16 protein-coding genes are annotated in these 20,117 nt (G+C 68.2%); 11 read left to right on the top strand and 5 right to left on the bottom strand.

Annotation, left to right across the window (positions count from 1 at the left end):
• Positions 1–40: 40 nt before the first annotated feature.
• Complete coding sequence (locus tag DB31_RS12080) at positions 41–1,249, bottom strand: hypothetical protein (protein ID WP_044186597.1); 1,209 nt, start codon at positions 1,247–1,249, stop codon at positions 41–43.
• A 181-nt stretch (positions 1,250–1,430) separates the two neighbouring features.
• Between DB31_RS12080 and DB31_RS12085 the strand changes: the two genes are divergently transcribed.
• A complete protein-coding gene (locus DB31_RS12085; protein WP_083968238.1) occupies positions 1,431–3,845 on the top strand; it encodes a DEAD/DEAH box helicase in 2,415 nt (804 codons plus the stop codon).
• 12 nt (positions 3,846–3,857) lie between these two features.
• Positions 3,858–5,252 carry a ribonuclease H-like domain-containing protein gene (locus DB31_RS12090; RefSeq protein WP_044186599.1) on the top strand — a complete coding sequence of 465 codons (1,395 nt, stop codon included), beginning with the start codon at positions 3,858–3,860 and terminating at the stop codon, positions 5,250–5,252.
• Here DB31_RS12090 and DB31_RS12095 read toward each other — a convergent pair.
• Positions 5,249–5,929: a TIGR02265 family protein gene (locus tag DB31_RS12095; RefSeq protein ID WP_052419903.1), complete on the bottom strand. Its 681-nt coding sequence runs from the start codon at positions 5,927–5,929 to the stop codon at positions 5,249–5,251. The genes DB31_RS12090 and DB31_RS12095 overlap by 4 nt on opposite strands.
• 322 nt (positions 5,930–6,251) lie before the next feature.
• Between DB31_RS12095 and DB31_RS12100 the strand changes: the two genes are divergently transcribed.
• The 5 genes from DB31_RS12100 (at position 6,252) to kdd (ending at position 13,711) form a co-directional block, all read left to right on the top strand.
• Positions 6,252–9,221 carry a carboxypeptidase-like regulatory domain-containing protein gene (locus DB31_RS12100; protein WP_044186601.1) on the top strand — a complete coding sequence of 990 codons (2,970 nt, stop codon included), beginning with the start codon at positions 6,252–6,254 and terminating at the stop codon, positions 9,219–9,221.
• A gap of 60 nt (positions 9,222–9,281) precedes the next feature.
• Positions 9,282–10,517: a bifunctional phosphopantothenoylcysteine decarboxylase/phosphopantothenate--cysteine ligase CoaBC gene (coaBC, locus tag DB31_RS12105; protein ID WP_044186604.1), complete on the top strand. Its 1,236-nt coding sequence runs from the start codon at positions 9,282–9,284 to the stop codon at positions 10,515–10,517.
• Positions 10,518–10,665: 148 nt separating this feature from the next.
• A complete protein-coding gene (locus DB31_RS50445; protein WP_240486658.1) occupies positions 10,666–11,640 on the top strand; it encodes a uracil-DNA glycosylase in 975 nt (324 codons plus the stop codon).
• Between the two features lie 24 nt (positions 11,641–11,664).
• Positions 11,665–12,672: an alpha/beta hydrolase gene (locus tag DB31_RS12115; protein WP_044186606.1), complete on the top strand. Its 1,008-nt coding sequence runs from the start codon at positions 11,665–11,667 to the stop codon at positions 12,670–12,672.
• 7 nt (positions 12,673–12,679) lie between these two features.
• Positions 12,680–13,711 (top strand): L-erythro-3,5-diaminohexanoate dehydrogenase, encoded by a 1,032-nt coding sequence (gene kdd, locus DB31_RS12120; RefSeq protein WP_044186608.1) that lies wholly within the window; start codon positions 12,680–12,682, stop codon positions 13,709–13,711.
• Positions 13,712–14,016: 305 nt separating this feature from the next.
• On the opposite strand, the gene DB31_RS12125 is transcribed toward kdd, so the two are convergent.
• The 3 genes from DB31_RS12125 to DB31_RS12135 all read right to left on the bottom strand — a co-directional run bounded on the left by DB31_RS12125 (position 14,017) and on the right by DB31_RS12135 (position 16,546).
• Complete coding sequence (locus tag DB31_RS12125) at positions 14,017–14,238, bottom strand: addiction module protein (RefSeq protein ID WP_044186610.1); 222 nt, start codon at positions 14,236–14,238, stop codon at positions 14,017–14,019.
• 56 nt (positions 14,239–14,294) lie between these two features.
• A complete protein-coding gene (locus tag DB31_RS12130; protein WP_044186612.1) occupies positions 14,295–14,927 on the bottom strand; it encodes an ankyrin repeat domain-containing protein in 633 nt (210 codons plus the stop codon).
• A gap of 89 nt (positions 14,928–15,016) precedes the next feature.
• Positions 15,017–16,546 (bottom strand): catalase, encoded by a 1,530-nt coding sequence (locus tag DB31_RS12135; RefSeq protein ID WP_044186614.1) that lies wholly within the window; start codon positions 16,544–16,546, stop codon positions 15,017–15,019.
• A gap of 313 nt (positions 16,547–16,859) precedes the next feature.
• Between DB31_RS12135 and kamD the strand changes: the two genes are divergently transcribed.
• Genes kamD through kal form a run of 4 tightly spaced genes read left to right on the top strand, consistent with a single transcriptional unit; the run spans position 16,860 to position 20,083 of the window.
• Positions 16,860–18,416 (top strand): lysine 5,6-aminomutase subunit alpha, encoded by a 1,557-nt coding sequence (gene kamD / locus DB31_RS12140; protein ID WP_044186617.1) that lies wholly within the window; start codon positions 16,860–16,862, stop codon positions 18,414–18,416.
• Positions 18,413–18,898, top strand: coding sequence for a hypothetical protein (locus tag DB31_RS12145; RefSeq protein WP_044186620.1), 486 nt, complete (start codon positions 18,413–18,415; stop codon positions 18,896–18,898). Before kamD ends, DB31_RS12145 begins: the two co-directional genes overlap by 4 nt.
• 7 nt (positions 18,899–18,905) lie before the next feature.
• Entirely contained in the window at positions 18,906–19,691 is a 786-nt protein-coding gene (kamE, locus tag DB31_RS12150; protein ID WP_044186622.1) for a lysine 5,6-aminomutase subunit beta, read from the top strand.
• Entirely contained in the window at positions 19,688–20,083 is a 396-nt protein-coding gene (gene kal, locus DB31_RS12155) for a 3-aminobutyryl-CoA ammonia lyase (protein ID WP_205628499.1), read from the top strand. Before kamE ends, kal begins: the two co-directional genes overlap by 4 nt.
• The last annotated feature ends 34 nt before the right edge of the window (positions 20,084–20,117 follow it).

A 20,117-nucleotide genomic window follows, 5' to 3' on the forward strand; every position in this document is an offset into this window, starting at 1 on the left:
TCTCCAAGAAGTGATGAGAGACACGGCGTGACTGCAGCCGCTAGCGAAGCTGGAGGAAGGAGAAGGAGAGCCCTGGCGTCGTCACCGTGGCCCTGCCGTTGTCCCCCAGCATCCGCAGGGTGGTGGACGCGGCGCCCGCGGCGAACTCGGTGTAGAGGATCTGGTTCTGCGACTCGAAGAGGAAGGTGCTGCCCGACGTCGCCGGGAAGCGGGTCTTGTGCACCGCCGTCATCGTGTCGAGCTTCAGCTCCCACCACTGCCAGCCCTTCCCGCTCGCGATGGTGCGCGGATGGGTGCCTTCCGTGATCGGGGCCACCGTCTCATCGAGCACGCGCACGTACGCGGTCCCCCGAGGGCCGGGCACGAGCGTGCCCGCCGTGCCACCGCCCACCAGTTCCGAGAGTGTCCGGTGGAAGCTCGGATCAAAGGTGCGGGTCTGGGGATCGAACTTGAGCAGGCACGGCGTGGGTGCCTCCGCGCCCACCACCCGGCGCACCGCCGCGCCATAGGCCTCCGTCGCGATGTACACCTTGCCGTCCAGGCCGACGGCGGCATCCTGCGTGTAGCCACACCGCTCATCCGTGGCGAGGGTGGCCACATCCGTCGCCGTGTCGACGGAGACCACACCCGCCTTGGGGGTGATGCCCACGCCCGAGACGGGACGCCAGCCCACGGGCATGATGATTTGGCCGGTGAGCTGCACGGCCAGTCCCGAGAAGGCCACGACCGTGTCCGGGAAGGCCACAGCGTCGAGGGGGATACGGCCGGTGACCGTCATCAGCTCGGGGTTCCAGATGACGATCTGGGCGGTGGCCCCATCGAAGAAGTAGGCCTTGGTCTCCGAGATGAACTGGAAGTTGGCCTGGTACTCTCCCAGGGACGTCACTCCCACGCTGGCGAAGCTCACGGTGCCAGCCGGCTCCAGCGCCCCCGTGGCGGAGAGCTTGTAACGGGTCACCGTCGCGCTCTCGTCGCTCACGACATAGAGCGTGCCGGACTTGGGGATGCCCAATCCCAGGGCACGACCGGGCACGCGGATGGCGTTGTCCAGGGAGAGCGATGCCGGCTGCTCCGCCTGGTCCGTCACGATGACGTAGCTCTCCGCCGGATCGGCGGCGAGCAATTGCGTGGTGATGGCGTACAGCGGCTCGGTGTCGTCACCGTCCTCTTCTCCACAGCCTGTGAGCAGGGACAGGGCCAGCATGGCGGCGGAAAACCGCAGGGAAGAGAGGGCACCCAGATGCTTCATCGCAACAGCCTTTCCATGGAAATGAAATCGATAATCATTATCAATTTCAGTGCTCTATTAGGAGGTGGCCGCGCCCCCTGTCAAGAAGAAGGGCTCTGTGGGTGGCGTCGTGTGGCTCGTGGGGATCGCGATCAGGGACGCGTTGCTACAGGTGGTGTACGTCTGTACAGTGCACGGCCCCATGAAGCCATCGAAGGAAGAAGGGGCATTCACGGGGGCCCGGCGCATCCCGTGGTCAGGGCCTCGCGGACTCGACTCCGTGCTCCAAGCGTGGCGCTCCGATCGGCAGCTCTGGCCCAGCTTCGCCCTCGATGAAGTGACCCCCGCTCGCGAGGGCATCTACGCCTCGCTCCCCGACGACGTCGCCCCCGGCGTGCGCCAGGCCCTCCAAGGCCGAGGCATCGACCAGCTCTTCTCCCACCAGGCCGAGGCCTTCCGCCTCGCTCGCTCCGGGAAGAACCTCGTCATCGCCACGCCCACCGCCTCGGGCAAGAGCCTCTGCTACAACCTGCCGCTCCTGGAGCGCTTCGCCCGCGAGCCCCAGGCCCGTGCCCTCTACCTCTTTCCCACCAAGGCGCTCTCCCGCGATCAGGAGGAGTCCCTCCGTGTGTTCCTCCGCGAGGCGGGCCTGGAGCACGGCGCCATCACCTTCGACGGGGACACTCCCGCCGATGCCCGCCGCGCCGCCCGCGAGCGCGCCGGCGTCCTGCTCACCAACCCGGACATGCTGCACACCGGGATCCTCCCGCACCACGCCAACTGGGCGCGCCTCTTCTCCAACCTGCACTACATCGTCATCGACGAGCTGCACACGTACCGGGGCGTGTTCGGCTCGCACCTGGCCAACGTGCTGCGCAGGCTCCAGCGCGTGGCGCGCTTCCATGGCTCGTCGCCCGTGTTCATCTTCGCCTCGGCCACCATCGGCAACCCGAAGGCCCACGCGGAGCGGATGCTCGGCCAGCCCGTGGAGCTCGTCTCCGAGAGCGGTGCTCCCTCTGGCGAGCGCCGCGTCATGGTCTACAACCCGCCCGTGGTGAATGCCGAGCTGGGCATCCGCGCCAGCTACCTCAAGAGTGCTGTGCGGCTCGTGGCGGATCTGGTCCGCTCCAACGTCTCCACGCTGCTGTTCGGCCAGTCGCGCAACTCCGTGGAGGTGATGCTCAAGTACCTCCGGGATCGGTTCGTCGAGGAGAAGCTCGATCCGGCGCTCATCCAGGGTTACCGCGGCGGCTACCTCCCGGGCACCCGCCGCGCCACCGAGGCCGCCCTGCGCGCCGGCGAGGTCCGCTGCGTGGTGGCCACCAACGCGCTGGAGCTGGGCATCGACATCGGCTCGCTGGATGCGGTGGTGTGCGCGGGCTACCCGGGCTCGGTGGCCGCGCTCATGCAGCGCTTCGGCCGGGCCGGGCGCCGAGGCCACGGCAGCCTCGCGCTCCTCGTGACCTCCAGCGCGCCGTTGGATCAGTACCTCGCGGCCGATCCGCGCCACCTCATCGGTGCTCCCGTGGAGCACGCGCGCATCGATCCGGACAACGTGGAGATCCTCGTCCAGCACCTCAAGTGCGCCGCCTTCGAGCTGCCCTTCGAGGAGGGCGATGGCTTCGGCGACGTGCCCCCCGAGGCCACCACGGATGCGCTCGGGTTTCTCACCCAGCATCAGGTGGTGCACCCCTCTCCGAGCGCCGAGGGCCGCCGGGTGTTCCACTGGTCCGCGGACGCGTATCCCGCCAACCACGTCTCGCTGCGCAGCGTGGGCTGGGACAACGTGGTCATCATCGAGCTGGGCACGGACCGGACGCTGGCGGAGATGGACTTCCGCTCGGCGCACACCATGCTGCACGAGCAGGCCATCTACCAGCACGAGGCCGAGCAGTATCAAGTCGAGAAGTTCGACTACGAGAACCACAAGGCCTACGTGCGCAAGGTGGCCCCGGACTACTTCACCGACGCGATGACGTACGTGAAGGTCAACGTCATCCAGACGGATCAGGAGGCCCCCATGGGCCCGGATCTGCGCTCGGGGTTCGGCGAGGTGAGCGTCATCGAGAAGGTGGTGGGCTACAAGAAGATCAAGTTCCACACCCACGAGAACGTCGGCTACGGCGAGGTGAACCTCCCCGAGATGCAGATGCACACCACCTCGCTCTGGCTCACCGTGCCCGAGCAGGTGGTGCGCTCCATGAACGCGCCTCGGCCCGCAGTGATTGATGCGCTGCGCGGCGTGGCCAACGCGCTGCGCACCGTGGCCTGCGTGGGACTGATGATCGACCCGCGCGATTTGGGCAAGACGCTCGGGAGCAAGGACGACGCCGAGGGGCCTCCGCGCAAGGATGGGGCGGTGGGGTTCGACCCGACGATCTTCCTCTATGACAACGTGCCGGGCGGAGTGGGGCTGGCCGCGCGCCTCTTCGATCAGCGCCAGGAATTGCTCTGGCGCGCGCACCGGCTCCTGGAGTCGTGCCCGTGCGAGGATGGGTGCCCGGCCTGCATCGGCCCCGCGGCGGGTTCCATTCCCGGGGGGCCCAAGGTGGAGCCTCGTCCGCGCAAGGCGCTGGGCATGGAGATCCTCTCCGTACTGGGCTCGAGGACGCAGTAGGCGAGGTGCAGGGTGGACCTGAAGCGCAAGCTGGCACGGCTCTCGAGCATTGGCCCTGGCGGCAAGCCCGTGGCCACGGCTGCGCCCTCCGAGCCTGTTGCTGAGGCGGCTCCCGTCGCTTCGCCGCCCGCTCCCGAGCCGGAGGTGCGCAAGCCGCAGGATCCGCGTATCGCGGCGTTGCGCCAGATGCTGGGGGAGTGGTCCCAGCGCCGGGTCACCGCCGCAGGCCGCCGAGCTGCTCCGCCGCCGCCTCCGCCCCCGGGCCCGCTGCCCGCCGAGCCTCGGACGACGCCTCACGGAGTGGTCCACATCGCCGAGCGGTTGCTGCTGCCGGATCACCACCATGGCTCGGCTCCCGTGGCGGGCGCGTGTGACGTGGAGTCCGCGCTGGTGGCGAGCCTCGCGCTGGATCCCCGGCTGGCGGGCGTGGACTTCCAGCGGGTGCTCTACCTGGACACGGAGACGACGGGGCTCGCGGGCGGCACCGGCACCGTGCCCTTCCTGGTGGGCCTGGCGTGGTTCGAGGGGCGCTCGCTCCGCGTGCAGCAGCTCTTCCTGAGCCGGCTGGGCGAGGAGGGACCCATGCTGCGCGTGCTGGCCGAGCGCATGGCCGGGTCCTCCTGCCTCATCACCTTCAATGGAAAGAGCTTCGACTGGCCGCTGCTGCGCACCCGCTTCGTGCTCAACCGCGTGCCCGTTCCCTCCGAGCTGCCGCACCTGGATCTGCTGCACTGCTCGCGGCGGGTGTTCAAGCACCGGGGCTCGGGGACGCGGCTGGTGCAGTTGGAGGAGCAGATCCTCGGGCACCGGCGCGTGGGCGACGTGGACGGCTCGCTGATCCCGGACCTCTACTTCCGCTTCCTGCGCGGCGGCAGCAGCGCGGCCCTCACGCCCGTGCTGGAGCACAACGCGAACGATCTCCTGCTCCTGGCGGCGCTGCTGGGTGAGCTGGTGCGGCGCTTCCGCACCAGCCGCGGCGAGGAGGAGGATCCTCGGGACTTGCTCGGCTTCGCGGGCGTGGCGATGCGCGCCGGGGATTTCGAGCGGGCGCAGACCTTTGCCCAGGCTGCGGCCCGGGGCGGTGGCACGGTCAGCGTGGAGGCGCTCTCGCTGGCTTCCCGTCTGTCCCGCCGGGCAGGGGACTCCAAGAGCGCGGTGGACTTGCTGGAGCAGGCGCTCACCTCCGCGAGGGGCACCCAGGCCGCGCCGCTGCATCTGGCGCTCACCAAGCTGTACGAGCACTCGCTCAAGGATCTGGAGCGGGCCCTGCACCACGCGCGGCTCACCATGACCGCCGAGCTCCCCGAGGAGCAGCGCCACCGCATCTCTCGCCTGGAGCGCAAGCTGGGCCGGGGCTCAGGGGAGAACGTGCTGGCGCTCGGGATGCCGCCTCGCGCCGGGCTCTAGGTGGACGCAGGGCCCGTCCAGGTGAGCTCGTACTCGCTGTCGAGCGTCCCCGTCACCCGGCTCCGCACCTCCACGCCTTCCAGGCGCAGGGTCTCCATCAGGCACAGGAGCGCGCCCTCGTGGTACGCGGCGGGCATGAAGTCGCGCTTCATGACGAGCCGGCAGTGGCGGGGCCCCAGCCACTGCACGGTCCGCTCGCCGTAGCTCGTCGTGGTCCGGAAGAGCACGGGCAGGCTCGACAGCACGCGCCGCGGCTCGCTGAACGAGAAGGAGAGGAAGGTCTTCCCCGCGCTCGAGCCCAGGAAGTCCTTCATGCCCCGCTTGCCGAGCTTCCGCAGGGCACCCGAGAAGTCCTCGTCGCGGGTGCTCAGGCACTGCGCTCCCATGTAGACCAGGCGCAGGAAGTCCGGGATGGCGTACGGCAAGAAGTCGAAGTAGGGCGCCTGCCCGAGCAGCTTGCTGCAATGCCGCTCCTCTCGCTCGGTGGCCAGGTAGCGCACAGTGTCGAGCACGCCACTGAAGAACAGGCCGCGCACGGTGTCCGTGGGGGTCGCCAGCGCCAGGCGCTTCTTGAGATCCAGCAGCGCGTTGAGCGGCATCTCCATCTGCGCGGCGACGTCATGCGCGATCGCAGGGGGGCTGCTTCCGGCAGGTTCGTGGGAGAAGGAGGGGGTCATAGGCCGTTCACCTAAAGCAACAGGAGTGCCAACAGCGGGCGCTCCACTGGAGGCCCTGGCGAGCGACTGGGCGCCCTCTCACCGGAAGTGTTTCGTCCTGCCACGGCCCCCAGGTCCACACCCGGCTTCCTCGCTCTGAAACTGTAAAAAGGAGGGCCCTCCTGCGATGGGGGAGGCGAAAAGATTCAGTGCACTTTAGGGAGGGTTGCGCGGCCTGGCGGGCGGCCGCCTGGGATCGTCCACGGGGGAACGAGCAGGGAATTTCCGGAAAAGAAGGGCGGTTCGCGGGCACGCCGCGGATTAAGTTCCGGCCCGGCAACCGATGCGGAAATGGCTCGTCATAGGGGCGGTGTGTGTCCTGGCGGTGGTGGGCGCGGCTGTGTTCTGGCTCCAGCCCGAGCCCGTGACGCCCTTGCGTGTTCCGGCATCGGAGACTGCCGCGGCGCGCCCCCTGCCGGACTTCCAGGCGGTGGAGGTGTCCTCTGGGGAGGCCGAGGGGCTGGCCCTCACGGGCCGTGTCTTGGAGCCCTCGGGGCGTCCCATCCCGGGCGCGGAGGTGTTCCTCGCGGCGAGCGCGCAGAAGACGCTCACCTCCGTGCGCTGTGACGAGTGCGGCTTGCCGCTGCTGTCCTGTCCGGCCCGTGAGAGTGGCATTCAGTCGCTGGCCTTCTTCGAGCACCAGCACGGCTTCCTTACCCCACGGGCCACCGTGCGCACGGACGCTCAGGGGAAGTTCCGCTTCGAGCGCTTGGCCGGAGTCTCCTTCTCGGTGTGGGCGAAGGCGGCGGGCTTCGGCGTGGCGATGCGCGAGCGCGCCGCCCCAGGCGAGCCGGTGGAGCTGTTCCTGCCCGCCCTGCGCACCATCACGGGGCAGGTGGTGGATGACGGCGGGCAGCCCATTCCGAACGCCCACATCTACGCAGTGTCTCGGCGCACGGCGCTGCCCGCCGAGGCGGTGGCGGGAGGCGAGGGCCTCTTCACGTTGGACGGGCTGGGCGAGGGGCCGTTCTACCTCGTGGCCAGCGCCGAGGGCTTCCTGCCCACGGTGGAGCCGCAGGTGGAGGCGGGTCCGCAGAGGGTGCGACTGCGGCTGACGCCGACGCGCACGCTCGAGGTGCGCGTGGTGCGCGATGGCGCACCCATGGCGGCCACCGTGAGGCTGAAGGCCGATCACCTGTCGCGCGAGCTGCGCACGCAGGGCGAGCCGGCTCGGTTCACCGGGCTCTACCCGGACGAGGTGGTCATCACCGCTGAGTCCGGGAGCCTGGGGTCGACGCCTCGCACCATCACCCTGCAGGAGCGCGTCACCCAGGTGACGATGGAACTGGAGGAGGCGGGCAAGCTGCTCGTCACGGTGGTGGATGACGCGGGCCAGCCCGTGCCCCAGCCCGAGGTGACGCTGCGCACCGTCACAGGCGAGGTGATCCGCCGGGAGAAGGGCGCCACGGGAGCGCTCGTGGAGCTGGGGCCCATCGCCATCGGAGACTACCTGGTGCACGGACACACCGAGGGCTTCCAGGACGTGGAGCTCCCCGTGCGCGTGCGGTCCGGAGAGACGCCCGTCGAGCTGGAGATGACGCAGGCGACGCTCATCTCCGGCCAGGTGATCGACGAGTACGGGCGGCCGGCGCCCAATGTCTCCGTGCTGGTGCAGCCCATTGGGGACACGGTGCTCGCGGACGCGGATGGGCACTTCGTGGCGCAGGTGCCCTCGCCGGGACTGTACGAGCTGCACGCGCACCACTCCGAGTGGGGCGGTGGCAAGGTGAAGGTGACGGCGCCCGCCTCGGGGGTGCGGCTGGAGCTGGAGCCGGCCGCGGCCATCGAGGTGACCGTCACCGCCGAGGGCCGCCGGGTGGAGGGCGCGGACGTGGTCCTCTGGGTGGAGCAGCAGGGGCTCTTCCGCAGCGATCGGCCCTCGGGGCCGGACGGCGTGGTGCCCATGCGAGGCTTGCCGGAGGGCACGTACTGGATGGTGGCCTCGCACCCGGATTACCTGCCCTCGGATCGGAAGCAGGTGAGGGTGGACGGGGAGCAGGTGGTGAAGGTCACCGCCGAGCTCAAGCCGGGGGCCATGCTCTCTGGGGACGTGATGGACGAGCAGGGAGCTCCCGTGAGTGGGGCCACCTTGACGGTGATGCCTCGGGGCGCGGAGCCCGCGGCGAGCGATGCACGCGGGCACTTCGAGATCCGCGCGCTGCGGCCGGAGCGCACCTACCGGGTGGAGGCACGCCACCCCGGCTACGATCAGGTGGACAAGGCCGATGGCACGCCGGGGGGGCCGCCGGTGAAGGTGGTGCTCAAGCGCCGGCCGGTGTTCCGAGGCCGCGTGGTGGCCGATGACGGAACGCCGGTGAAGCGCTACCGCCTGGACGAGCACGACATCTCCACGCCGGATGGGCGCTTCGAGGTCTCCCTGCCAGTGGCAGGGGAGCAGGTCATGGTCTCGGTGGACGCCCCAGGCTACGAGCCGATGATGGTGGAGCGGCCCGTGGCGCCGGATCTCGGGGACCTGGTGCTGCAGCGCGCGCCCACGCTCTCCGGGCTGGTGCGAGACGAGGGCGGCGCGCCAGTGGCGGACGCGGTGGTGACGTGCGAGGTGTGCGACGAGTCCGTGCTCTCGGGGCCGGATGGGCGCTTCTCCATCGCCAGTCCGCCGTACGTGGTGCAGTACTCGGTGTCGGCGCGCAAGGGCCGCCTGAGCGCGACGGAGACGCTGAGCCGGGGAAACACGTCGACCCTGGTGCTGACGCTGCGTCCGGCGACGCGGGTGAGCGGCACGGTGTACCTGCCGGGCGGACAGCCCGCGCCGGGCTACCAGCTGGACGGGGTGAACACCGAGCGCGGCGATGCGGTCGTCGTGGTGACGGGGCCGGACGGGCAGTACAGCGTGGACATGGCGCCGGGCAGCTACCGCTTCATGCTCGGGGAGGATCGCGAGTTCGCCGGAGAGCCCGCGCTGCTGGTGCGCGTCGAGGGCCCGTCGATGCGCCTGGACTTCGGAGCGGCGCCGGGCTCGGGCTCGCTCACGGTGACAGTCAAGCCCGAGCGAGGCAAGGCGCTCTGGGTGGTGGCGGGGGATTCGCCTCCGGTCAACTCTCCGCTGGAGCTGATGCGCTCGCGCTATGCGCAGATGGTCTACCAGCCGCGCTCGGAGCGGGTGACGCTGCAGGGCCTGCCGCCGGGGCGCTACACGGTGGTGTGGGCGAGCTTCCACGCCGAGGCGCCCGAGGGGCCCATGGTCCGCACGGTGGAGATCCCCGGGGCGCAGGAAGTCTCCATGGTGCGCTGAGCGCGGGCGGAGAATGGCCGTGAGGTTGCGAGCCCGCCCGCTCGCGCATATGGAAGTCTCATGGACGCATCGGTTCTGCAGGGCCGCCGGGTCATCGTGGGAGTCGGCGGAGGCATCGCGGCGTACAAGGCGTGCGAGCTCGTGCGCGAGCTGCAGCGAGCAGGCGCTCAGGTGCGCGTCGCCATGACGGAGGCGGCGAAGCAGTTCGTCACGCCGCTGACCTTCCAGGCGCTCAGCGGGCACCCGGTGCTCACGGACTATTTCGATCCGAACCAGGAAGGAAACTTCGGGCACCTGGACTTGGCGCGCTGGGCGGAGCTGTTCGTCGTGGCTCCGGCGACAGCGGACCTCATCGCGCGCATCCGGGCGGGGATGGCGGGGGACGCGGTCACCACGTCGCTGCTGGCCTTCAAGGGCCCGGTGGTGCTGGCTCCGGCGATGAACGTGGCGATGTGGCAGAACGCGCTGACGCAGCAGAACGTGGCGGCGCTGGTGGCGGATCCGCGCTTCACGTTCGCGGGGCCGGACGCGGGGCTGCTGGCCTGCGGAGACGTGGGAGCGGGACGGCTCACGGAGGTGAAGGAGATCGTCGCCGAGGCGGCGGCGCGGATAGGCCAAGGGCCTCTGACGGGCAAGAAGGTGCTGCTGACGGCGGGCCCCACGCGCGAGTTCCTGGATCCGGTGCGGTTCATCTCGAATCCCTCGACAGGGAAGATGGGGCTGGCGCTGGCGGAGGCGGCTCGGAAGCTGGGCGCGAAGGTGACGGTGGTGCTGGGGCCGGTGGGGGCAGTGGATCGCACGGGCCTCGAGGTGGTGGACGTGGTGAGCGCCGAGGACATGGCGCGCGAGGTGCTCTCTCGGGTGGAGGCGGTGGACTGGTTCATCGCCTCGGCGGCGGTGAGCGACTGGCGGCCGGAGACGCGGGCCCCGCAGAAGGTGAAGAAGGGCGAATCCCCCGAGGTGCTCAAGCTGGTGCGCACGCCGGATGTGCTCGCGGAGGCCTCGAAGAAGGTGGCGGGAGCGCCGAGGCGGCCGCTGCTGGTGGGCTTCGCCGCGGAGACGGAGCGGGTGCTGGAGCACGCCCGGGAGAAGCTGGAGCGCAAGAACCTGGACGCCATCGTCGCCAACGACGTGACGGTGCCCGGCGCGGGCTTCGGGACGGACACCAACCGGGTGACGGTGCTCTCCCGTACAGGGGTACGGAAAGACCTGGAGGGCACCAAGCTCCAGGTGGCGCAGGGGATTCTGGAACTGCTGCTGAGCCTCCCTCCGGCCGTGCCTGGGAGCGGCAGGTGACGCGGCAGGTTGGATCGGCGGGAGCCTACCTGTAAGATGGTGCCGTTGACCATGGCGCCATGCTCGCCCCTGCGGTAAGCGTGCGGGAGGCGGGCTCAGGCTGGCTCCTTGAACCGGAGGCACCGCCTCCATTACCGATCGGGCTAACGTGAGCGACCCGCGCGACTCCGCCGAAGAACTGGATGAAGCTGTCGAGGACCTGCGCCGCCACCTCCTATGGCAGGAGGAGACAGGCGGCCGGGCACTGCTCGTAGACGCGGCCAAGCTGTCGGCCGAGCGCTCGGCTTCCCTCCGGGCGATGATGCCTCCTCGGGGGGCCAAGGCCCCTGCCGCTCCCGAGAGCCCTGCGGCTCCGGAATCTGCCGCTGCTCCGGAGGCCCCCGCGCCTCATCCGGCTCCCATGCCTGCCCGCTCGCTGGCTCCCGAGGCCCCTGCCAGAGCCCCGGCTGCCTCCCGAGCGGAGCCTCCCGCTGCGGCGAGCAAGGGGATGCTCTTTGACGTGCCGCAGCAAGCGCCGCCGTACCCAGGCCCGTTGCCGGGCGTGGTGGAGGGCCAGCGCCCCATGCTGGACGAGATCCGGCGCGAACTCGGGGACTGCCGGCGCTGCAAGCTGTGCACGGGGCGCAAGAACATCGTGTTCGGGGTGGGCAACCCGCGGGCGGAGCTGGTCTTCGTGGGCGAGGGCCCGGGAGAGCAAGAGGACCTGCAGGGGGTGCCCTTCGTCGGCCCAGCGGGTGAGCTGCTGACGAAGATGATCCAGGCGATGGGGTTCTCGCGGGATCAGGTCTACATCTGCAACGTGGTGAAGTGCCGGCCGCCGGGCAACCGCAACCCGGAGCCGGACGAGATCACCGCGTGCGAGCCGTTCTTGCGCTCGCAGTTGTTGGCGCTGCAGCCCAAGGTGATCGTGGCGCTGGGGAAGTTCGCAGCACAGACGTTGCTGCGGGACTCCACGCCGATTACGCGGCTGCGGGGGCAGTGGCGGGAGTACCAGGGGGTGAAGCTGATGCCCACCTTCCACCCGGCGTACCTCCTCCGGAGCCCGGCTGAGAAGAAAAAGGCCTGGGAAGATTTGCAGCAGGTGATGAAGATCTTCGGTAAGCAACCCGGCTCCCGCACCTGAGGGGAGCCCGGAGGGGAGTCACGGATGAAGGGAGTACTCGAGACGCGCGAGCTGCCATCGCCCGCGCTGGAGTCGAACCCGCTGGCGGACGTCGCTCGCCGGCAGCTGAGGGTGTACCTGCCGCCGGGGTACAACGAGGGCAGCCAGCGCTACCCCACCGTGTACTTCCTGCACGCCTTCTCCAACAGCGGCGCCTCGTGGACGAACGTGTCAGCGTTCGGGCTCAACGCGCTGGACCGGCTGGACGGGTTGATCGAGGCCGGGACGATTCCTCCGGTGATTGGCGTGTTCCCGGACGGGTGGACGGCGCTGGGCGGGAGCCAGTGGATCAACAGTGACGCGATTGGGCGCTACCGGGACTACGTGGCCAAGGACGTGCTGGGCTTCGTGGACCGCACGTACCGGACGCTGCCGAAGGCGGCCTCGCGGGCGGTGGTGGGGCACAGCTCGGGCGGGTACGGAGCGCTGGTGATGGGGCGCTACCACCCGGAGCTGTTCAGCCACCTGGGGAGCCACGCGGGCGACTGCTACTTCGAGTACTGCTACCTGCCGGATCTGCCCAAGGCGGCGGGGGCGCTGCTGAAGGCGGGCGGGGTGGAGGCCTGGTACCAGGACTTCAAGAAGCGCTCACGGGAGACGAAGCCGCGGAGTGACGACTTCACGGTGATCAACGTGCTGGCGATGGCGGCGGCGTACTCGCCGAAGAAGGGCGAGCCGCTGAACCTGGAGCTGCCGTTCGATCCGCAGACGGGGCGGCTGAAGCTGGACGTGTGGAACCGGTGGCTGGTGCACGATCCGGTGCGGTTCGTGCCGAAGTTCCTGGATGCGTTCAAGAAGATGAAGTCGGTATTCCTCGACTGCGGGACGCGGGACGAGTTCAACTTGCGCTGGGGCACGCGCATGCTGGCCGAGGAGTTCAAGGCAAGCGGCGCGGAGCTGTGCCACGAGGAGTTCGAGGACTCGCACTCGGGGGTGACGTACCGGTTCGAGCGCTCGCTGGGGTTCCTGGTTCCGCGGATGGCGCGGGAGTGACGTGACGATGATTTCCGATCCCTACGGACTGAGCCGCGTTGTCGGTGAGAAGGGCGTGCTGCCGCAGCGGGCGCGCAAGCTGGAGCCGTCGCTGCCGTGTCGCGAGGCGGAACTGCTCATCGACGTGGAGAGCCTCAACATCGACGCGGCGTCCTTCAAGCAGATCAAGGACGACGTGGGTGCAGAGCCCGCGAAGATCGCGGCGCGCATCCAAGAGATCGTGCGCGAGCGCGGCAAGATGCAGAACCCGGTGACGGGCTCGGGCGGCATGTTGCTGGGGCGGGTGAAGGAGATCGGGCCGAAGCACCCGGCTCGAGGGACGCTGAAGGTGGGCGACCGGATCGCGACGTTGGTGAGCCTGTCGCTGACGCCGCTGGTGATCGAGGAGATCAAAGCGGTGCACGTGGAGATCGACCGGGTGGACATCCGGGGGCACGCGATCCTGTTTGCGTCGGGGATCTACGCGAAGCTGCCGTCGGACATGCCGGACACGCTGGCGCTGGCGGCGCTGGACGTGTGCGGGGCTCCGGCGCTGGTAGCGCGGTACGTGAAGCCAGGGATGACGGTGGCGGTGCTGGGAGCGGGGAAGAGCGGGGCACTGTGCCTGGCGCAGGCGCGGAAGGATCTGAAGGGGCAGGGGAAGGTGCTGGCGCTGGATATCTCGGAGAAGGCGCTGGCGGCGCTGTCCGGGATTGGTCTGTGCGACACGGCACTGAAGGTGGACGCGACACAGGCGGTGGACGTGATGGAGGCGGTGTCGCAGGCGACGGGCGGAGCGTTGTGCGATCTGGTGGTGAACTGCGCCTCGGTGGGGAACACGGAGATGGCCTCGATCCTGTCGGTGAAGGATGGGGGCACGGTGATCTTCTTCTCCATGGCCACGAGCTTCACGGCGGCGGCGCTGGGGGCGGAGGGGGTGGGCAAGGACGTCACGATGCTGGTGGGCAACGGCTACGCGCCCGGCCACGCGGACCTCACGCTGGACCTGTTGCGCTCCGAACCCGCTCTCCGCAAGCTCTTCGAGACGCGCTACGTCTGAGGAAGGCAGGGCTTCAGGTTCTGCCCTTCCACACCGCAGGTCGGCGGCGGACGTGGAGGCACGCGATCACGCTGATGCGCCCCTCATCCACCACGAAGAAGACGCCATAGGGAAAGCGTCGGAGCAGTGCGCGTCTGATGCGTGGGTGGACGAGCGTGTGGCTGTCGGGCTGCGCTGGATGCCCGCGAGGCAAGTCTCCAGCGCCTGAAGAAACTCAGCACCCAGGCCCTTGCCCCGTTGCTCGTACCACTGGACAGCGTCCGCGATGTCTGCTTGCGCGGGCTTGCGAAGCTCTAACGCGCGCTTCACAGGGACTTGAGCAGGCGCGCTTTGACTTCATCCCAGGACTCGCCCGACTCTGGATTCTCGTCCAGCTCCGCCAGACGCCTCTGAAGTTCGGCAAGCTGCTCGGGAGGCGTCGCCACCTGCTCCGGGTGAGCCGCGACGCTGTCCCAGAGGTCCTCGGCCAACTGGATGCGCTCGGCAGGACTCAAGTGGAGGAACTCTGAAAAGGTGACCCGCGACATGACTCCAGTTTAGGGCCGAGGTTTCTCCAGAGCCATAGGGATGCTGGGCAGAGGGTTTACTGGGATACCGCCGTGGGGGCAGCAGACCGTGCAAGCGAGTTCGGGGCCGTGACAGGGGACTCGGGCACCTGAGTCTGGGCCCAGTCCTCTGCTGTGCGGCCACTGGAATCCCGGCGCTCGGGCGACGCGCCCTTCTGCTGGAGCCGCTCCGCCACCTCCTTACGCCCGAACAGCCGCGCGAACATCAGCGCCGTCTGGCCCACTCCGTTTGACTGGTCCACTGCGCACGGCTGCTGCAGGAGCAGGTCCACTACCTCCACGTAGCCCTTGAACGCCGCGCCCATCAGCGCCGTGTTTCCTCGCGAGTCTCCCGCGCACGCATCCGCGCCCCCTGCCAGCAGCGCCCGCACCGTCTCCGTGTGCCCGTGGTACGCCGCCAGAATCAGCGGAGAGAATCCGCGATCGTCCTGCACGTTCACCGGCGTCCCGGCCTTGAGCAGTCCCGCCACCAGCTCCGCGTCTCCCTCGCGCGACGCGGCCAGCAGGTAGCGCTCGGCCTCGCTCACCGCCAGCACCCGCTGCGCCGGAGGGCGCTTCCAGGACGTGTAGAAATAGCCCGCCACCGCCACCACGCCCAGCACCAGCACCAGCACCGCTCCAGCCAAACCCAGCATCACCTTGCGCAGCATCGCTTCACTCCATGCAGGAAACTTCGAGGGAACCCACCCAACGGACAGAGGCCCCGGGAGCCCGACCTCCCGAGGTCTCCACCTACGCGCTACCGCGAGGCGATCGTCGCCACCGCCGCCTGCGCGTCCTCCAGTTTCACTCCCACCGCCTTCGCCAGCCGCGTGCCGTACTCCGCGTTCGCGCTGTAGAAGTAGCCCACCATCCGCGCCTTCACCCGCGCGTCACGCACCTGGCCCAGGTCCCCCGCGAGGTTCTTCACCAGCCGCTCCCGCTCCACCGGGGTCAGCGCCAGGTAGAACGCCCCCGCCTGAGAGAAGTTGTCCGTCTTCGAGATCGCCACCTGCTGCGTCGTCCCGCTCAGCGCCATTTGCGACAGCAGGTACGCAGGGGAGTCCGTTGTCTCACGGGTGATGCTCGGCTCGTAGTTCACGTCCGACTTCGTGTGGGCGATGTTCATCGCGCCACCCTGGTTGTTGTTGTTCACCGTGGCCCGCGAGCGGTTCACCGGCAGCGACTGGTAGTTCGCACCCACCCGGTAGCGCTGCGTGTCCGCGTAGGAGAACAGCCGGCCCTGCAGCAGCCGATCCTCGGAGGGCTCGATGCCCGGAGGCTGCACGCCCGGAGAGAACGCTGCCTGCTCGGTCTCCTCGAAGAAGTTGTCCGGCATCTTGTTCAGCGTGATCTTCCCCAGCTTGATCGACGGGACCTTGTCCTCCGGCCACACCTTCGTCGCGTCCAGCGGATCGAACGAGAACGCGTCCAGATTCTTCGGATCCAGCACCTGCGCCGTCAGCTCCCACGACGGGTCCTGGCCCTTGCCGATCGACTCGTAGAGATCATGCGTGGCGTGCTGGAAGTCCTGGCCCTGGATGCGCGTGGCCTCCTCGGCCGTGAGCGACTTCACGCCCTGCAGCGACTTCCAGTTGAACTTCACGTAGTGCACCTGGCCCTTCGCGTTGACGAACTTGAAGGCGTGTACGCCGTGGCCGTTCATCTGCCGGTAGTTCGCCGGCACGCCCAGGTCCGAGTACACCTGCGTCAGCATGTGCGTGGACTCGGGCACGTGAGAGAAGAAGTCGAAGAACCGGTTGGGATCCTGGCGGTTCGTGATCGGCGACGGCTTCAGCGAGTGCACCATGTCCGGGAACTTGATGGCGTCCCGGATGAAGAACACCGGCAGGTTGTTGCCCACCAGGTCCCAGTTGCCCTCGTCCGTGTAGAACTTGAGCGCGAAGCCGCGCGGATCCCGCAGCGTCTCCGGCGAGCCCTGCGGGTGGATCACCGTGGAGAAACGCACGAACATCGGCGTCTTCTTGCCCTTGGCCGTCAGCAGCGAGGCCTTCGTCAGCTGCGAGAAGTCCCCGTAGCTCTCGAAGGTGCCGTAGGCGCCCACGCCGCGTGCGTGCACCACGCGCTCGGGGATGCGCTCGCGATCAAAACGCGCGAGCTTCTCGATGAGGTGGAAGTCCTCCAGCAGGATTCCGCCGCGCGGGCCCGCCGTCTTCGAGTTCTGGTTGGAGCCGACCGGTGCGCCCGAGTCCGTCGTCAGGGGAGGGGGATCGGCCAGGGCCGCGCCACCGCTCAGCAGCGCCGCCAGGAGGAAAGGCTTCAGGTTCATAGGAGATCTCCGGAGTGAAGGGGTGAAGATGGGAGACCCCTAGAGCACTCGGTGTGCCAAGCCTCTGAGCCCAGTGGTATTCAGAGGTTATGAACTGGAAGTGCCCCGTTACACCGATATATCAGTGCACCCAGCGCGATTTCGGTGGAGAGTGGTACCGATATTTCGCTGCAGCTATCTTCACCGAGATATCGGTGTAAACGCATTGGACACAGCCGGGCAGGCTCCAGAGGCAGGCGCCGCATGACGCTCCAAGTCATCGGTGGACCAGAAAAGTTCAACATTTCTGATGGTTTAGGGGTAAGGTGCCGCCATGCCGGGACCGTTCATCCAAGACGAGCAGATTGCGCACGCGCGCAAGCTGGCCGAGGAGATCGTCAACCCGATCTTCGACCTCATCCACCACAACACCACTGTGTCCATTGAGCGCACCGTGCTGCGCTTCTTCGGGATTTCGGGGGCGGGGGCTCGCGGTGTGCCGCTGGCCAACTTGATGGTGGACAAACTAAAGGCGGCCGGGGTGCTCAACCGCGGCGCCGCCTACTGGTATGGCCGGGCGCTGCAACTGGGCGCCAAGAGCCCGCTGGAGGCCGTAGAGCGCCTGACCGCACTGCCCACCGAGAAGCTGGGGCCCCTGTCTCCGGAAATGGAGCAGAACCTGCGCGCCGAGGTGCGCGCCGAGGGCCGCGCCGCGCTCGAGGACATGCAGGGTCGCATCGCCCAGCGCAACGCGCTCCGGCAGCAGTTCCCCATGTCCCCGACGCCGCACAAGTACGTCATCGTTGCCACCGGTAACATCTATGACGATGTGGACCAGGCGCGCGCGGCGGCCCAGGCGGGCGCGGACATCATCGCGGTCATCCGCTCCACGGCGCAGTCGTTGCTGGACTACGTGCCCCACGGTGCCACCACCGAGGGCTACGGCGGCACCTACGCCACCCAGGAGAACTTCCGCATCATGCGCGAGGCCCTGGACGAGGAGAGCAAGAAGCTCAAGCGCTACATTCAGCTGACGAACTACTCCTCCGGCCTGGCCATGTCGGAGATTGCCTTCTGCGCGGCGTACGAGAAGCTGGACATGCTCCTCAACGACGCGATGTACGGCATCCTCTTCCGCGACATCAACATGCGGCGGACGTTCATCGATCAGTACTTCAGCCGCCGCATCTGCGCCCTGGCCGGCATCATCATCAACACAGGCGAGGACAACTACATCACCACCGCGGACGCGTATGACGCGGCCCACACGGTCATCGCCAGCCAGTTCATCAACGAGTGCTTCGCCAAGCGCGCGGGGCTCAAGGACTGGCAGCTGGGCATCGGGCACTCGTACGAGATCGATCCGCACCGTCCGGACACGCTCCTGCTGGAGCTGTCGCAGGCCATGCTGGTGCGGCGCTGCTTCCCTGACGCCCCGCTGAAGTACATGCCGCCCACCAAGCACAAGGAGACGGACATCTTCTTCAGCCACGCGTACGACGTGATGGCGGACCTGGTGGCCGTCTGGACGCGGCAGGGCATCCAGCTGCTGGGCATGATGACGGAGGCGATGCACACGCCGCTGCTGGCGGATCGGTACGTGGCGCTGAAGTCCGCTGCCTACCTCCACCGCGCCGCGCGGGGCATCGACGAGGAGTTCACCGTGCGCGAGGACGGGAAGATCGCCAACCGCGCGCGCGAGGTGTTCGCCAAGGCCATGGAGCTGCTGGAGGAGTGCCACAAGGAGGGCATGGTGGCGGCCATCGGCAAGGGGCGCTTTGGCGACGTGAAGCGCACGGAGACGGGCGGCAAGGGCCTGGATGGCGTGCTCGAGAAGGCGCCGGACTATTTCAATCCGTTCTTGGAGATTCTGGAGGGTACGCACTCATGATCGGTTCCTTGGTGATGACGGTGGCGCTGGCCGTGAGCAGTGGCGGCTCGGCGGATGCGCTGGTGAAGCACCAGGCGAAGACGCTGACCCTCCAGGTCCCTGGCGCGTGGGACCGCACCAACGAGGAGGGCACCGAGAAGTTCAAGGCTCCCTCGGGGGATGGGTGGTTCACGCTGGACGTGGGCGCCGTGCAGACGGCCGGCATGCAGCCCAAGGTCTGCCTGGACAAGATCCTCACCGCCATGGGCGGCGGCGAGGGCTGGGAGAAGATCAGCCTGGGCCTCAACCCGGCCGCCAAGAAGGTGAACGTGGACGACGCCACGGAGGATGGCGAGGACAAGGTCCGCTCGGTCACTTACGTGGGCTGCAACGGCAAGACGACGTGGTCCCTCATCTTCTCCATGAACGACAAGAAGAAGGACCGGTTCGAGCCCCTGGCAGCCAAGATCGCCCAGAGCGTCAGCTACGCAAAGGGGAAGTGAGCGCCTCATGGTGAAGCCGACCAAGCAGATCATCCGCCCCTATGGAGACCGCCGCGACGATGGCGTGGTGCAGCTGTCGTTCACGCTCCCGGTGCCGCTGTCAGAGAAGGCCAAGGAGGCCGCCGCCCAGTTCACGAAGAAGATGGGCTTCTCGGACGTGAAGGTGGCCGCTGCCGAGCGCGCCGCGGACAACTACACGTTCTTCATCGTGTACGCCCGGTCGGGCATGTACATCGACTACGCGGAGATCGACGTCCCCGAGGTCGTCATCAAGAAGATGGGGTTCGACGATCTCAACACCTTCATCCAGGACAAGGTGGGGCGGCGCATCGTGGTGTTCGGCGCGTGTACCGGCACGGACACCCACACGGTGGGGATCGACGCCATCCTGAACATGAAGGGCTATGCGGGCGACTACGGCCTGGAGCGCTACCCGTGGTTCGAGGCCTTCAACCTGGGCAGCCAGGTCCCCAATGACGACCTCATCACCAAGGCACTGGCGAAGAACGCGGATGCCATCCTGGTGAGCCAGGTGGTGACTCAGCGCGACGTGCACAAGGACAACTCGCGCCAGTTCATTGATGCGGCCAAGGCGCGGGGTATCCACGGAAAGACGATCCTGCTGCTCGGCGGGCCGCGCGTGGACCACAAGCTGGCGCTGGAGCTGGGCTTCGACGCGGGTTTCGGTCCGGGCACCAAGCCGTCCGACGTGGCCAACTACATCGTGCACGCGCTGCTCAAGAAGATGGGCAAGGAAGACCCGAACGCGCACTACCAGGGAGAGCCCAAGTGAGCACGACCAAGGCCATCATCCGGCTGCGCATGAGCAGCCATGACGCGCACTACGGCGGCAACCTCGTGGACGGCGCGCGGATGCTGGGGCTCTTTGGCGATGTGGCCACGGAGCTGTGCATCCGGCACGACGGGGACGAGGGCCTGTTCCGCGCGTATGACTCGGTGGAGTTCCTGGCACCCGTGTACGCGGGGGACTTCATCGAGGCCGAGGGCGAGATCATCAGCACCGGCAATACGTCCCGGAAGATGAAGTTCGAGGCACGCAAGGTCATCCGGCCGCGTACGGATGTGAACGACTCGGCGGCGGACCTGTTGCAGGAGCCGGTGGTGGTGTGCCGGGCTTCGGGTACCTGCGTGGTTCCCAAGGACAAGCAGCGCATCCAGCGCTGACTTACTCACTCACGCATTCAGAAGAGGGGGCATC

Origin of the sequence: Hyalangium minutum (genome assembly GCF_000737315.1) — a bacterium.
Taxonomy (GTDB): Bacteria; Myxococcota; Myxococcia; order Myxococcales; family Myxococcaceae; genus Hyalangium; species Hyalangium minutum.

Bases quoted from the DNA above. Each gene is read 5' to 3' on its own strand.
- DB31_RS12100 (WP_044186601.1), top strand. From the start codon at position 6,252: ATGCGGAAATGGCTCGTCATAGGGGCGGTGTGTGTCCTGGCGGTGGTG.
- kdd (WP_044186608.1), top strand. From the start codon at position 12,680: ATGATTTCCGATCCCTACGGACTGAGCCGCGTTGTCGGTGAGAAGGGC.
- DB31_RS12135 (WP_044186614.1), bottom strand. From the start codon at position 16,546: ATGAACCTGAAGCCTTTCCTCCTGGCGGCGCTGCTGAGCGGTGGCGCG.
- DB31_RS12085 (WP_083968238.1), top strand. From the start codon at position 1,431: ATGAAGCCATCGAAGGAAGAAGGGGCATTCACGGGGGCCCGGCGCATC.
- kamE (WP_044186622.1), top strand. From the start codon at position 18,906: ATGGTGAAGCCGACCAAGCAGATCATCCGCCCCTATGGAGACCGCCGC.
- kamD (WP_044186617.1), top strand. From the start codon at position 16,860: ATGCCGGGACCGTTCATCCAAGACGAGCAGATTGCGCACGCGCGCAAG.
- DB31_RS12125 (WP_044186610.1), bottom strand. From the start codon at position 14,238: ATGTCGCGGGTCACCTTTTCAGAGTTCCTCCACTTGAGTCCTGCCGAG.
- DB31_RS12080 (WP_044186597.1), bottom strand. From the start codon at position 1,249: ATGAAGCATCTGGGTGCCCTCTCTTCCCTGCGGTTTTCCGCCGCCATG.
- DB31_RS12130 (WP_044186612.1), bottom strand. From the start codon at position 14,927: ATGCTGCGCAAGGTGATGCTGGGTTTGGCTGGAGCGGTGCTGGTGCTG.
- DB31_RS12145 (WP_044186620.1), top strand. From the start codon at position 18,413: ATGATCGGTTCCTTGGTGATGACGGTGGCGCTGGCCGTGAGCAGTGGC.
- DB31_RS12095 (WP_052419903.1), bottom strand. From the start codon at position 5,929: ATGACCCCCTCCTTCTCCCACGAACCTGCCGGAAGCAGCCCCCCTGCG.
- DB31_RS12115 (WP_044186606.1), top strand. From the start codon at position 11,665: ATGAAGGGAGTACTCGAGACGCGCGAGCTGCCATCGCCCGCGCTGGAG.
- coaBC (WP_044186604.1), top strand. From the start codon at position 9,282: ATGGACGCATCGGTTCTGCAGGGCCGCCGGGTCATCGTGGGAGTCGGC.